10 protein-coding genes are annotated in these 14,586 nt (G+C 70.7%); 4 read left to right on the forward strand and 6 right to left on the reverse strand.

Annotated elements, in window-relative coordinates; all coding sequences use genetic code 11:
- Positions 1-4: 4 nt before the first annotated feature.
- The 4 genes from ACPEEZ_RS13780 to ACPEEZ_RS13795 all read right to left on the reverse strand — a co-directional run bounded on the left by ACPEEZ_RS13780 (position 5) and on the right by ACPEEZ_RS13795 (position 5,237).
- Positions 5-928 carry a carbohydrate ABC transporter permease gene (locus tag ACPEEZ_RS13780; RefSeq protein ID WP_423920193.1) on the reverse strand — a complete coding sequence of 308 codons (924 nt, stop codon included), beginning with the start codon at positions 926-928 and terminating at the stop codon, positions 5-7.
- Between the two features lie 2 nt (positions 929-930).
- A complete protein-coding gene (locus ACPEEZ_RS13785) occupies positions 931-1,929 on the reverse strand; it encodes a carbohydrate ABC transporter permease (protein ID WP_423920196.1) in 999 nt (332 codons plus the stop codon).
- Positions 1,930-3,228 (reverse strand): extracellular solute-binding protein, encoded by a 1,299-nt coding sequence (locus tag ACPEEZ_RS13790; RefSeq protein ID WP_423920198.1) that lies wholly within the window; start codon positions 3,226-3,228, stop codon positions 1,930-1,932. It lies immediately after the preceding gene.
- Between the two features lie 155 nt (positions 3,229-3,383).
- Complete coding sequence (locus ACPEEZ_RS13795) at positions 3,384-5,237, reverse strand: LacI family DNA-binding transcriptional regulator (RefSeq protein WP_423920201.1); 1,854 nt, start codon at positions 5,235-5,237, stop codon at positions 3,384-3,386.
- Between the two features lie 217 nt (positions 5,238-5,454).
- Between ACPEEZ_RS13795 and ACPEEZ_RS13800 the strand changes: the two genes are divergently transcribed.
- The 4 genes from ACPEEZ_RS13800 (at position 5,455) to ACPEEZ_RS13815 (ending at position 10,937) form a co-directional block, all read left to right on the forward strand.
- A complete protein-coding gene (locus ACPEEZ_RS13800; RefSeq protein ID WP_423920203.1) occupies positions 5,455-6,183 on the forward strand; it encodes a TetR/AcrR family transcriptional regulator in 729 nt (242 codons plus the stop codon).
- Complete coding sequence (locus ACPEEZ_RS13805) at positions 6,180-6,905, forward strand: hypothetical protein (RefSeq protein WP_423920206.1); 726 nt, start codon at positions 6,180-6,182, stop codon at positions 6,903-6,905. Before ACPEEZ_RS13800 ends, ACPEEZ_RS13805 begins: the two co-directional genes overlap by 4 nt.
- Positions 6,902-8,905, forward strand: coding sequence for a YhgE/Pip family protein (locus tag ACPEEZ_RS13810; RefSeq protein ID WP_423920209.1), 2,004 nt, complete (start codon positions 6,902-6,904; stop codon positions 8,903-8,905). The genes ACPEEZ_RS13805 and ACPEEZ_RS13810 overlap by 4 nt, the downstream gene beginning before the upstream one ends.
- Positions 8,906-9,077: 172 nt before the next feature.
- Positions 9,078-10,937: a polysaccharide biosynthesis protein gene (locus ACPEEZ_RS13815; protein ID WP_423920212.1), complete on the forward strand. Its 1,860-nt coding sequence runs from the start codon at positions 9,078-9,080 to the stop codon at positions 10,935-10,937.
- Between the two features lie 406 nt (positions 10,938-11,343).
- Here ACPEEZ_RS13815 and ACPEEZ_RS13820 read toward each other — a convergent pair whose 3' ends face one another.
- Positions 11,344-11,763 (reverse strand): DUF3151 domain-containing protein, encoded by a 420-nt coding sequence (locus tag ACPEEZ_RS13820; protein WP_423920215.1) that lies wholly within the window; start codon positions 11,761-11,763, stop codon positions 11,344-11,346.
- 165 nt (positions 11,764-11,928) lie between these two features.
- Entirely contained in the window at positions 11,929-14,577 is a 2,649-nt protein-coding gene (locus ACPEEZ_RS13825) for a LuxR C-terminal-related transcriptional regulator (RefSeq protein ID WP_423920218.1), read from the reverse strand.
- Positions 14,578-14,586: the final 9 nt, after the last annotated feature.

The raw sequence follows: 14,586 nt of genomic DNA on the forward strand, positions 1-14,586 counted from the left end.
CGGGTCACTTGACGGCGCCGGCGGTGATGCCGCGGGTCAGCGTGCGCTGGAAGATCAGGAAGAACACGAGGGTCGGGACGAGACCGAGGAGAGCGCTCGCGCTGGTCGTCGTCACGTCCATCAGACGGTCGCCCTGCAACGCCGTGATGGCGACGGGGACGGTCTGGTTGGCGTTCGAGACGAGGAAGGTCAGCGGGATGAGGAACTCGTTCCAGGTCCAGATGAAGAAGAAGATCATCAGCACCGATAGCGTCGGCCGGCTGATCGGCACGATGATGCGCCACAGGATCTGCCAGCGCGAGGCGCCGTCGAGACTGGCCGCCTCGAGTACCTCTTTCGGGAACGTCCCGTAGACACTCGACAACAGATACGTGCCGAACGCGCTCTGCACCACCGTGAAGACGATGATGACGCTCCACACGTTGTCGTAGAGACCCACCTGCTTGAACATGAAGTACAGCGGGTAGAGCAGGGCCTCCTGCGGCAGCATGTTCGCGAGCAGGAACAGCACGATGATCCACGTGCGGCCGCGCACCCGGCCGATGCCGAGCGCGTACGCGTTCAGCACCGAGATCGTGACGGCCAGCAGCGCCACCACACCCGAGATGAAGAAGCTGTTCCAGAGCTTCGCCGGGAACTGCACGCGGTTCCAGAAGTTGACCAGGCCGTCGAAGTAGAGCGAGCCGGGCAGGCTGAGCGGCCCGCCGTTCGTGTAGTCCTGCGGCGACTTGAACGAGTTGACCAGGATGAGCAGGAACGGCACGGCGATCAGCAGCCCGACGAGGCAGGCCGCGATCAGGATGATCCAGTCGGCCGGGGTGCGCTTCTTCTTGCGTGCCTTGTACTTCTGGGGCTTCCGGAGGCGCGGGTCGGCCGACGAGGACGGCGCACGATCGTCGCGCACCGGCGGGAGGAGGGTGGTCGCCATGATCAGCGCTCTCTTTCTTGCCGCTCGACCCGGTTCTGGGCCTTGATGAAGAAGATCGTGATGACGACGATGACGAGCGTCAGCGCCGTCGCGATGGTGGCTCCGTAGCCGACCTGCTGGCTCTGGAAGAACTCGCTGTACGCGTAGTAGCTCGGCACGATCGTCGAATCGCCGGGGCCGCCGCGGGTCAGCGCGTAGATCGGGCCGAACACCTTGAGCGCCGCGATGGTGCAGGTGAGCACGACGACGAAGATCTCGGGTCGGATGATGCTGACCGTGATCGCGCTGAAGCGCTGGAACCAGTTGGCGCCGTCGAGTTCGGCCGCCTCGTAGAGCTCGGGGTCGACCCGCTGCAGGGCCGCCATGAAGATGACGACCGGGTAGCCGAGCTGCACCCAGACCATGACGACCATGATGCTGAGGAGAGCCGTGTCGGGGCTGCCGAGCCAGTTGCGTTGCAGCTCGCCGAGACCCACGGCCTCGAGGACCGTGTTGAGCGCGCCGTTCTCGGGCCGGAGTATCCAGCCGATCACGATCGCCGCGATGGCGACGGGCAGGATCTGCGGCAGGTAGTACGTCGCCCGCAGGAAGCTCGCCAGGCGACCACCGAACTTGCGACCGACGAGGTCGAAGAGCACGGCGGCCAGGAGCAGACCGAGCACGGTCGGGACGACGACCATCGCGATGATCAGGAAGACGCTGTTGACGAACGACGTCCAGAAGCGGTCGTCGCTCATCAGCTCGCGCCAGTTGTCGAGCCCCGCCCAGGTCGGCGGGCGGATGCCCCGGTAGTCGGTGAAGCTCAGGTAGATGTTCCAGATCAGCGGCACCAGGATGATGACGGTGAACAGGACGAATCCGGGGATGAGATAGAGCCAGAAGCCGCGCCGCCCGGCTCCGGGCAGCAGGCTCTCGTCGGCGACGCTCGTCGAGCGGCCGCGGCGGGCCGGGCGGGCCGGCGTCGTACGCCGACCCACCCGCTCTTTCAGCGCCTCCGTCATCTATTTGCCGGTGATGTCGTCGACGCCGGACTGGTACTGGTCGCCGAGCTGCGTCAAGACGTCGTTCGGCTTCTTCGTACCGTTGATCAGCTCCTGCGTGCCGGCCACGAGCTGGTCGTAGAAGGTCGGCGTGGGCCAGTCGGGGTAGTACGCGAGTCCGTCGTCGTCGAGCAGGGTGTTGAAGTTGGCGATCAGTTCCTGACTCTTGGGGTCGGTGATGTCGGCGGCGTCGGCCTTGACGGGCACACCGCCGTTGTTGCCGATCAGGTTCTGGATCTCGGGACGCATCGTGATGTCGATGAACTTGTACGCGAGGTCTTTGTTCGCGGCGTTCTCGGGGACGACCCAGAGGTTGCCGCCCGAGCCGGGTGCGAAGTCACTGCCGGGGAAGAGGAACGTGCCCCAGTCGAAGCTCGTCGCCTCGGTCACGGCGCGGCCGTACCACCATGATCCGGAGACCATGATCGGTGCCTTGCCGCTCATCCAGGTCGTGCCCATGTCCTCGGCCTTGATGCCGGTGACGTCCTTCGAGATGAAGCCCTTGTCGACGTACTCCTTGAGCGTGTCGGCGGCGTAGCTCAGCTCGGGGCCCTGCCAGTCGACGTCGCCCTTGTAGAGCTGGTAGTCGTCGATGAACGAGCGGTCGGCCTTGGTCAGGGCCAGCTGGTAGAAGAGCTGACCGATCGGGTACTCGGCCCCGGCCTCGGCGAGCGGCGTGACGCCGTTGTCGACGAACGTCTGCAGGGCGGCCTCGAACTCGTCGTAGGTCGTCGGCACGGCGACGCCGTACTGCGCGAACATGTCCTTGTTGTAGTAGACCTCGACGTATTCGCCGTAGTTCGGGATGCCGTACCAGTCGCCCGAGCCCATGATGCCGTTCTCGTCGTACTTCGACGTGGTGGCGATCGAGGGCGCCAGGTCTTTGTCCCAGCCGTACTTCTCGACGGCGTCGTTCATGTTCGACAGCAGGCCCTGGCTGGCGAGCAGGCCGGCGGTCGCGTTGCCCTTGTTGTATTCGAGGATGTCGGGGGCCTCGTTCGAGTTGAGCACCTGGCTCGCGGTCGAACGGATCTGCTCGAAGCTCTTCTCCTCGAACTCGACCTTGGCGCCCGTCTCCTTCTCGAACGTCTTGATCGCCTCGTTCCAGGCGATGCCCATGGCGCTCTCCTGGCCCTCGAAGTGCCAGAGCTTGAGCGTGTTCGGGTCGGACGACCCGCCGCTCGCGGAGCATCCCGTGAGCAGGGCCGCCGTCGCGGCGAGGGCCGCTCCGACGGCGACGATGCGTCGTGCTGTGTTCATCTGTCTACCTCCTTGTAGAGGCCTCCCGTGACATTTCGTCGAAGCGTTTCGATTGTGGTGAAGCGCTTCGACGATTCACGGTCGGCGGTGGTGGGGTGTGATCGGTGGTGCGGGTGTGGTGGTGCGGCGGTGGTGCGGGTCTGTGGTGGTGCGGGTCAGGCAGTCATGGGCGGAGTGGCCGGGGCCGCGATCGAACCTCGGGAGATGAGCACGGGGGCGATGTAGTCGACGCCCTGGGCACGCTCGCCGTCGATCGCCGCGAAGGCAGCATCGACCGCGCGCGCGCACATCTCGTCGATGGGCAGCGGGATCGTGTCGAGCGGAGGCTCGAATTCGTCGGTCGGATAGCTCGCGCAGGCGGCGAGCACGGACAGGTCCCGTGGGATCTCGAGACCGAGCTGACGGATGCGCTGGAGGACCGCCTCCGCGGTGGGCTCGCTGCAGTGCAGTACGAGCGCCGACATCGAGGGCAGCGCCTCGCGCAGCTCGTCGAAGGCGCGCTGCGCGGAGGCGCGGCGAAGGTCGGCGGGGACGATACGGGTCTCGAGACCGAGATCGGCCGCCGCGGCCGTCCAGGCGTCGTCGAAGCGCCGGATGAACCCGGTGTCCCGCTCGAGGAACGACCCCGGGTGGCCGATGACGCCGACGACACGGTGCCCGGCGGCGGCGAGCGCCTCGGCCGACTGCCGAGCCGCGCCCTCGAAGTCGAGGTCGACACAGGCCAGGTCGGCGGCATCGCGCGGGATACCGATGAACCCCACGGGCAGGTCGAGCTCGCGGACCAGGTCGACGCGCTCGTCGACGGTGGTGACGCCCATGGCGACGACCCCGTCGACCAGTCGGCTGGTGGCGACACGGCGGATACCCGAGACCTCGTCGTCGGTGGCGAGCAGCAGCACGTCGTAATCGCGGAGGCGGGCGGCCTCGACGACGGCGGTGACGAAGCGCATCTGCGTGGGCTGGTGGGCATCGGGCCGACTGGGCGCGCTCAGCGCGATGATGTTCGTGCGCGAGCCGGCCAACATGCGGGCGCCGGCGTTCGGGCGATAGCCGAGTCGGTCGACGGCCTCGGTGATGCGCTGGCGCGTGCTCGACGCGATGGACCGCTTGCCCGACAGCGCGTACGACACGGTCGAGATCGACACGCCCGCGGCGTCTGCCACGTCATGGATCGTCGCCATCGGGACCTCACTGTCTAAACGCTTCGATGATTGCGAGGGCGACTCTACGCAGGTCGTCCCCACTACCGCAAGTACTTTGTGGCGCAACCCAACAAAATAGGTCGACATCACGCCACCAGCTTCCGCAAGCGGGCGAGGAGCACCCGATCGTGGGGCGCCCACAGGTCGTCGTCGCTGACGAAGATGACGCGCCACCCCTCGTCGGCGAACCGCTCGCGTCCCGCGCGGCGACCAGACACCCGGCCTGATCAAGGCCAGTGACTCGCGGAGCCTGGCGACTCCTCGGCGGCCAGCCAGCGCCTCCTCGGCTTCTTCCAGGAGTGACACGGGGATCTCGTGAGCTCGTGGGTCGGGCGACCACCGGCCCGCCACGGCGTCGCCGACGACGACCAGCTCGTCGAGCGACAGCAGGTCAACCGAGCGCGCCCAGGCTCGCACCGGATCGAGCACCGCGAGCCCGCCGATACCCGCGACGTGGGCAGCATCGCCGGGCATGCGGTGGGCCACGACACCGGGGTGCCGCGGTCGCCCGCTGGCAGCCACGCCCACGTGGAGATCGGCCGTCGCCGTCGAGAGGCGGCCGGGCAGCGGCAGACCCCAGAGACCGAGTGCCGTCGTGTGCGAGAACCACGCGGAGTCGGGGAGGAGCAGGGCGAGTGCCTCGGCCCGGCCGCGAAGCGTGTCGAGCGGCGAGACCGACCGCACTCCCCGGAACGGACGCTCGAGCCGCTTGGCCGCGAGCGTGCCGGCACCGACCCCGGCGAGTCGCGCCCGGCGCACGGAGAACGGCCCCTGCTGGAGCTCGGGAGGAAGCGGTGACATCTGCATGACGACACCGTGCCGGAGGCGCGCGCCCCGCCGAGACCGTACGTCCCCTTCTGTGGACGTCTCGGCCCCTGTGGAGGAGGCGCGGCGCGCGCGAGCGGGCAGAACTCGCGGATCAGAGGCTCCCGCACCCCGCAGAAGCGCCCGCTCGTGCAGCCGCGCGCGGGCCTCGCGAAAGAAGTTGCACACTTGTGTGCAACTTCGGCGTACACTCGACGGCATGGCCCCGACAGACAGTGCACCCGTGCGCGCCCCGCGCCGCGATGCCGCCGCGAACCGCGACGCGCTCATCGCCGCCGCGCAGAGCCTGTTGAGCCGCGACACCTCGGCCTCGCTCGAGGCGATCGCCGCCGAGGCCGGCCTCTCCCGCCGATCCGTCTACGGCCACTTCGCCACGCGCGACGACCTCGTCCGCGAGGTCACCCTGCGCGGTGCCGCCCGTGTCGGCGCGGCGGTCGACCTCGTCCGACTGCGCGCGGGCACCGCCTCCGCCGTGCCCGCCATCGACCCTCTCGTCGAGCTCGCAGCCTTGGCAGCACGCATCTGGGCCGAGGTCGAGAACGGCCGCGACATGGCCCTGCTCGCGGTGCGTGGCCCGCTCGGTCGCGAGGTCGCCGAGGTGCTCCGCCCGCTCCGCTCGGCGATCAGGGCGCTGCTGCGTCGCGGTGCCGCCTCCGGACGCGTGCGGGACGACATCCCGGTCGAGACGCTCGCCCGCCTCGTCGAGAACGCCGCCCTGGCCGTGCTGGCCGAATCGACCCACCGGTCGTTGAGCGCTCGCGAAGGGCATCGACTCGTGATGCTGTCGGTGCTCTCGGTCGCCGGGCTCGACTGGCGCGAGGCCGGCCGACTGATCGAGACCTCCCCCGAACTCTCCGGCGCCACCCCCGGCGCCACCTCCGGCGCCACCCCCGCCGACGCAGACGCCACCCCGAAAGGCACCTCATGAGACTCCATCTCGACTCCGTCGGCATCGGCGACGGCCCGGGGGCGGACCTCCCTCCCATCAGCGTCACGGCCGACCACCACCGCCCCGGCTTCGTGGCGGTCGAGACGGAGAACGCCCCGACCCTCGCGTCCCTCGTCGCGGGTGGGCGCATGAGCCCCGATCACGGCCGCGTGACGATCGACGGGAGGGAGGAGTCCGACGTGATCCGCGCCTCCTTCGCTCTCGTCGACACCCCGACCGTCGCCGAGCCCTTCCCGTCGATGCGGGTACGGCAGGTCGTCCGCGAGGAGCTCGCCCTCGCGGGGCGCCGCGCCGACGCACGGTCCGCCCGCGAGTTCATCGACCGGATCGGCCTCGCCGAGCACACGCAGACGCGGCTCCAGGCCCTCCCGACGGAGGCGCGCACCCGACTGCTCTGCGAGCTCGCCCTGCAGCGCGACGGCGTCCGCGGCCTCGTGCTGACGTCGCCCGAGCGACACGGCGGCGACGTGCTCGGCTGGCTCGACGTCGTGCACGACCTCGTGCGACGCGACGTCACGGTGCTCGTCGTCACGAGTCTCGCCACGGCGACCACGATCGACGAGCTGACGATGCCCGACTACGGGCGCGAGGCGGGCGGCGACGCCGACGACGACAAGACCGAAACCGCACCCATCACCACCACCCTCACCCCCTCCGACGACACCGCAGTCGCCCCGACCCCCGAAAGCGACCGACTGTGAAGATCCTCGCCCTCGTCCGTTCCGAGCTGCAGCGCCTCACCTCGACGCCGCTCGCCCGTCTCGCCCTCGTCGCCCTGATGTGTGTGCCGCTGCTCTACGGCGGCCTCTACCTCTGGGCCAACCAGGACCCGTACGCGAACCTCGACAAGGTGCCCGCCGCACTCGTCAACCAAGACCAGGGCACGACGATCGACGGCAAGGCCACGAACTACGGCGACCGGGTGACCGACCAGATCGTCGACGGTAAGGACTTCGAGTGGCACGTCGTGTCCGCGAAGGAGGCGTCGGCCGGCCTCCGCGATCAGACCTACGACTTCTCGTTCACGATCCCGAGCGACTTCAGTGCGGATCTCACGAGCGCGGACACCAGCGACCCCCGTCGCGCCCAGATCGTCCTCGCGACGAGTGACGTGAACGGCTACCTGTCGTCGACGATCGCCGAGCAGGCGGGCAAGACCATCCGCGCCTCCGTGACCGAGCAGGTCGGCAAGGAGGCCGCGAGCCGGCTCCTCGTCGGCCTCGCCGACATCCGCACGAACCTCGGCAGCGCGGTCGACGGGGCGAACCAGCTCGTCGCCGGCGCGGGGTCCGCCGTCGCGGGAGCGAACCAGCTCTCGACGGGCGCCTCCGACGCCGCGACCGGAGCGCACACGCTCGCCGACGGCACCTCGCAGCTGTCGTCCGGGGCATCCTCGCTGAACACCGGACTGCAGCAGCTCAAGACGAGCACCACGAACCTGCCGACCCAGGCCGCGACCCTCGCCTCCGGAGCGGCCCAGGTCGCCGACGGCAACAAGCAGCTCGCGGACGGCGTCTCGTCGGCGGCGGCCACGAGCGCCGCCGCGGCGGCCGCACTCCCGGCACAACAGCAGGAGGCGCGGGCCCAGATCCGCGCGGCCCTGCAGTCCCAGGGGTACACCGACGAGCAGATCGCGAACCTCGAGGCGACCTTCCAGCCGGTGACGGACTCGCTGACCGGCGCGCTCACGAATGCCAACACCCAGATCCAGGGCCTGAACGGCCAGGTCTCGGCCCTCTCCACGGGTGCCGCCCAGGTCTCGGCCGGCGCGGCACAGCTGAGCGCGTCGGCACCCGCCCTGACCGACGGCATCTCGAAGGCGGCCGCGGGCTCGGCGACACTGTCCTCGGGGGCCGCGAGCGCCGCCTCCGGGGCGTCGTCGCTCGCCTCCGGACTGGACACGCTCAGCACCGGGACGACCACCCTGCGCGACGGACTCGTCACCCTCGACGACGGGACGACCACGCTGCGCGACGGTCTGCAGTCCGGTCTCGGCGAGATCCCGGTGAGCACCGCCTCCCAGCGTGACGACCAGGCCGGAGCGATCTCCGACCCCGTCGCCGTCAAGGACCAGGCGCTCACGAGCGCGGGCACGTACGGAGCCGGCCTCGCGCCGTTCTTCATCAGCCTCGCGGCCTGGATCGGCATGTACGCGCTGTTCCTCATCATCAAGCCGATCTCGAAGCGGGCGATCACGGCCGTGAAGGCACCGGTGCGGATCTCGCTGGCCGGCTGGCTCGCGCCCGCGCTGCTCGGAGTCGTGCAGATGATCGCGCTGTACGCGATCGTCACGAACGCGCTCGGCTTCGGCGTCGTGCACCCGTGGGGACTCGTGGGCATGATGGCGCTCGCCTCCGTCGCGTTCGCCGCGATCATCATGACGTTGAACGTCTGGCTGGGCAGCGTCGGGCAGTTCTTGGGACTCGTCCTGATGGTCGTGCAGCTGGTGACCGCCGGCGGCACGTTCCCCTGGCAGACCCTGCCCGGGCCGCTCGCCGCGCTGCACTTCGCCCTGCCCATGAGCTACGCGACCGACGGCATCCGCCAACTGATGTACGGCGGCAGCCCGTCGGCGGCCTGGGCGGACGCCGGGGTGCTGGCGGCCTGGCTGGTGGGTGCGCTGCTGCTGAGCCTGCTGGCCGCGACGCGCATGACGAGGAGGCGCACCCTGCGCGATCTGCGCCCGTCACTGATCGGCTGACGGCCGGGTCGGGAGGTCGGGTTCGGCGCGCGGGTCCGGCGCCGGGTCGAGGAGGGCGATCCCTTGCCCTCCATAGTGTGAAATGTTACACTGAAATGGTGTAGAGGCGTCTTGCCGACACGATCGACCCCGATGGGGAGCCCGCGCCGACTCCCTCCCTCAGGAGCAGCCCGTGCATCCGACCGTCACCGCCTCGATCCCTCTCCCCGCCTCGTCGGGCCCATCAGGTTTCCCTGGCCGCCGGGTCGCCGCGTCGAACCTCCGGCTGCTCGTCCTCTTCGTCATCGACCTCGCCTGCTGGCTGATCGCTGGGGGCACGGCCCTCGCGCTCGATCGCGACGGGACCTCGATGGGCGAGCACAGCCTCCTCGGCTTCCTGCTCGTGGCCGGTCCGGTGCAGGCGGCGGCCGGGCTCGGCGCCGGGCTCTACCGCCGCCGTTTCATCCGGGGCAGCACGGCCGAGTTCCGCGTGCTGCTCGCGGTCGTCGTGGGCGTCGGCGTCTTGGCCTCGACCCCGCTCGTCGACCTGGTCACCTCGTGGGTCGCACCGGGGGCCGACTGGCACTGGTCCCTCGCCGTCGTCGCGACACCTCTCGCGTTCGTGCTGATGGGGGCGACCCGATACCTCTGGCGCGTCGTCGTGACGGCCCGGCGTCGACCCGACGTCGGCGCCCGGCGGGCCCTCCTCGTCGGAGCGGGCGAAGCCGCCGATCTGCTCATCCCCCAGTTGCAGGCTGACCGGCGCTCGCCGATCATCCCCGTGGGCATCCTCGACGACGACCCCGCGCGCCGTCGACTGCGGGTGCACGGCGTGCCCGTGCTCGGCGACCGCTCGGCGTTGGCCGACGCGGCCGCGGCGACCGGTGCCGCCGTGGTGGTCGTCGCCGTCGCCCGAGCCGACGCGGCACTGCTGCGCGACATCCGAGACCGGGCCACCGAGGCCGGTCTGGGTGTGCTCGTCCTGCCGCCTCTCGACGAGGTCCTCCAGCACGGAGCGCGACCCCGCGATCTGCGCGACGTGTCGATCGACGACCTGATCGGTCGGCGCCCCATCGACACCGACCCCGGCCGGGTCGCCGGGTACCTGACCGGTCGACGCGTGCTCGTGACGGGAGCCGGCGGGTCGATCGGCAGCGAGCTCTGCCGCCAGATCTCGCGACTCGATCCCGCGGAGCTCATCCTGCTCGATCGCGACGAGACGGCCCTCCAGGGCGTCCAGGTCTCGATCAGCGGCCACGGGCTGCTCGACACGACCGACGTCGTGCTGGCCGACATCCGCGACGCCGCGGCCCTGCACGAGATCATGGCCGATCGCCGCCCCGACGTCGTGTTCCACGCGGCCGCGTTGAAGCACCTGCCGATGCTCGAGCAGTACCCGGGCGAGGCCTGGCAGACCAATGTCATGGGCACCCTCAACGTGCTCGACGCGTGCGAGAGCGCCGGTGTCGAGACGGTCGTGAACATCTCGACCGACAAGGCGGCGGCACCGACGAGCGTCCTCGGGCGCTCGAAGCGCCTGGCCGAACGTCTCACCGCCGACCGGGCGCGGCGCACCGGTCGCCGCTACCTCTCCGTGCGCTTCGGCAACGTGCTCGGCAGCCGCGGCTCGATGGTCCCGCTGTTCAGCGCGCTGATCGCGGCCGGTCGCCCCCTCACCGTGACGCACCCCGATGCCACGCGCTTCTTCATGACCATCCCGGAGGCGTGCCAGCTCGTCATCCAGGCCGGTGCCATCGGCGATCCGGCCGAGGTTCTCATCCTCGACATGGGCGAGCCCGTGCGCATCCTGGACGTCGCACAGCGGATGATCGCGATGTCGGGCAGCGACGTCGACATCGTCTTCACCGGGCTGCGGCCGGGCGAGAAGCTCCACGAGGAGCTCATGAGCGTCGACGAGACCGACGCCCGCCCCGTGCACCCGCTCATCTCGCACACGGCCGTCCCGCCGCTGTCGCCGTGCGATCTCGATGCGACGTCGCTCGTGCCCGACAGTGGGATCGGGGCGCCCCGCCCCCTCAGCACGGCCGGCTGATCCCCCTCCGCCCCAACGATGTGTCGCGTCGGGCGCATGTTGACGATGAACTTTGACCGCTAGCGACACTTCGATCGGAAGGAGCTCCCGTCCCCTCAAACGATGTGTCGCGTCGGGTGCATGTTCGAGACGAACATGCTCCCGTCCCCTCAAACGATGTGTCGCGTCGGGTGCATGTTCGAGACGAACATCGACCGCTAGCGACACATCGATCGGAAGGGACTCCCGCCCCCTCAAACGATATGTCGCCTCGGGTGCATGTTCAGGACGAACATCGACCGCTAGCGACACATCGATCGGAAGGGACTCCCGTCCCTCAAACGATGTGTCGCGTCGGGTGCATGTTCGAGACGAACATCGACCTCTAGCGACACTTCGTTCGAGGAGAGGGGCGGGCGGACGCGGGCTAGCTCGGGTCGGTGGACTCGATCGCGGGGAGGGCAGCCGGGTCGGCATCGCGCAGGAAGGCGCCGAGGCGCTCGACCTCCGACGTCTCACCGATCGCCGACGCCGCACGCTTGAGCGCGTACAGCGAGCGGAGCACACCGCGGTTCGGTTCGTGCGACCACGGCACGGGACCCTGGCCGCGCCACCCGGCCTTGCGCAGGGAGTCGAGGCCGCGGTGGTAGCCGACCCGAGCGTAGGCGTACGACTCCAGGTGCGCACCCCGCGCCTCCGCCTCGTCCGCGAGCAGAGCCCAGGCGAGCGACGAGGTCGGGTGCGCCACGACGACATCGGCGACGGGTTTCGCGGCGAGATCGGCGAGCACCTCGGGCTCGGCGGGCAACAGGGTCTCGGGCACGCCGAGGAGGTTCGCGTTGGTCATCCGTCCACCGTACGGTGTCGCGCCGACAGGTCGCAGCGTGTCGCGTTCGCGACGTCGTGTCGTGCACGAACGGCACACGATGCCGCAAACGCCACACGACACCGGCAGCAGCAGCAGCCGCCGCCGCAACCGCAGCCGCAGCCGCAGCCGCAGCCGCAGCAGTCCCTACAGCCCGATCAGCCCGCGCTTGTGCGCGACGTCGACCGCCTCGCGCCGACCCGAGACGCCGAGCTTGCGGTAGATGCTCCGCAGCTGGGTCTTCACGGTGTTCACGGACACGTGCAGCTCGCGGCTGACCTCGGGCAGGCTCAGGTCGCTGGCGAGGCGCCGCAGCACGACGGCCTCGCGGTCGGACAGCGAGACGCCGTCCCCCTCGGCCGACAGGTCGGCGGCCAGGTGTGCGCCGGGCGCGAGCATGTCGCGCGCGCGGGTGTCGCCGCCGTACGCGGCCTCGTCGACCAGCGCCTCCAGGTCGTCGCGCGGGACGGTCAGCAGCACCGAGCGCAGACCGGTGTCGACGAGCCCGTCGACGAACGCGGCGAACGTGACGCGGGCGGCGTCTGTCCGGCCGAGTCGTTGCTCGACGACCGCGCGCATCAGGGTCAGCTCGCTCCGCACCCGCGGGGTCAACGGCGAGTGCAGGAGACCCGCGACGACGTGGTCGTGCGCCCGGCGCGCGTCCCCGCGCAGCAGGTGCACCGCGGCGCGCTGCACGGCCACCGACACCGAGTCACCCGGCAGCAGCTCGAGCTCGGAGTCGGCTCGGTTCACCCGTCCCACGGCCAGCAGCAGTCGGGCCCGGGTGATGGCGAGGGTCTCGGTCATGACGCCGATCGCGGGCGACCGCAGCCGGAACCGCACGACCTGCGCCTCGAACTCGGGCAGGTACGCCGCCGCGGTGGCCCGGCCGAGCGCGATCGTCGCGTTCGCGCGCAGCATGAGCAGCACGGGCCAGTGCTCGTAGGAGCCGAGCACGGGGTCGACGTCGGCGAGCAGGCGCAGGGCCTCGTCCGGCCGGAAGTCCTCGAGGGCGAGCACGGCTCGCGAGACGTCGACGGCCATGCCTCCGGGCGCGCGGGTCTGGGCCCCGCCCTCGACGAGCGTCCGCGCGATCGTGACGTCGCCGAGCAGCGCATGGATCAGAGCGGTCAGGCCGAGCGAGTGCCACTGCTGCGCGGGCGCGTCGGGCCCGACGGCCACGGCGTACGACAGGGCGAGCGACGACAGCGCCCGCTCGTCGTCCCCGCCGAAGAAGTACGTCACGCCGATCTGATCGTGGATGAACGGCAGGACGGGTCCGAGCTCGTCGCGCTCGGCCGGCGAGAGGGAGGGCAGCAGGGCGGCGGCGGCATCGGCTGCGGCGATCGCTCCGTCGACGTCGCCGACGCGCCGTCGGGCCTGCGCGTCGAGTGCGAGCAGGAAGACCCGGTCGGCCGGCGGCAGACCGGCCAGGCGCGGCGTGATCGCCGCGATCGTGGCCTCGTGGGCCTGTGCAGCCCGGGCCTGGTGCATGCGCACGCTCGAATAGGCGAGGGCCGTCATGGCGAGCACGACGGGGTGCCGGTAGGTCCGGCGGCGGGGCAGCGGTCCGAGGATCGGCACGAGCTCGCTCGCGTACCGACCCGAGAACCGCGTCCAGAAGCGGCGCAGCACGGTCGACAGCAGCGGCATGTCGAGCAGGGCGGCGGCCGATTCGACGGCGACGAGCGGCAGGTCGTTCTCGAGCGACCAGGTGGCGGCGGTGTGCAGCAGTTCGCGGTGCAGCGCCGGCCGCGCAGCGGCGAGCTCGCTGCCCAGCGCCTGGCGGATGACCGGATACAGCCGGAACTCCCCGGTCGCCCCGCGACTCGCGGTCAACCAGACCCCCGCGCCCTCTCGCCAAGCCGTGTCGAGCAGCGGTGTCGCGTCGTCGACCCCACCCAGGCGGGCCGCGAGCCGAGCCGGCAGCAGGCCGACGACGGAGACCCGCCGCAGGAACTCCAGCACGGGCGTGTCCCCGAGCGTGGCCACGAGCACGGCACGGACGTAGTCGACGGCGTTGCGCACGAGCGCGTCGTCGAGCGACTGCCCGTCGCGGTCGACGAGGAGGCTCGGGTCGGCTTCACCCCTCGCCACCGTCGCGCGGGCGGCCGCCACCACGGCACCGGGGTGCCCGGCCGTGGCGGCCTGCAGCCCGGCGAGACGGTCCTCGCGGCAGGGCCGCCGCAGGACTCCCGACACCACGGCGGCCGTCTCGGGCAGCGTGAAGACGAGTCGGGCGGCGGGGATGACGATCGTGTCGAGCCGCGACATCGACCCCGGGTCCTCCAGCGGCCCCTGACGACGGGTGGCTGCGATGCAGCGCACGCTGTCCACGTCGCGCAGCACCGCCTCCAGGTCGTCGATCGCGGAATGATCCTGGACGGCCTCGAGTCCGTCGAGCACGACGACGAGGGGCTGGCCGAGCGACCGGAAGAACCGCACCAGACCGGCCCGCGACTCCGCCGCCGGGGACGCCACGGCGTCCGGTGCGAGCCCCGCGTCGACGACCGCCGCCACGACCGCACGCCGCAGTCCGGTCCGGCTCGTGTCGAGGTCGCCGTCGAGGGTCAGCCAGACGAGCGGCGGCTCACCGGCGCCCCGGCGACGTGCCCAGTCGGTGAGCAGCACGGTCTTGCCGATGCCCTGAGGCCCGCGGAGCAGCACGAGCGGGGCGCTCGCCTCATCGAGCAGACGCAGCAGGCGGGGGCGGCTGACGGTCGCGCTCGGCAGCCGGGGCACGCCGAACGCCAGCGCGTCGAGCGCTGCACCGTACCCTGCTCTCGGCCCCGTCATGGGCGCCTC

Origin of the sequence: Frigoribacterium sp. 2-23 (genome assembly GCF_049601585.1) — a bacterium.
Lineage (GTDB): Bacteria > Actinomycetota > Actinomycetes > Actinomycetales > Microbacteriaceae > Frigoribacterium.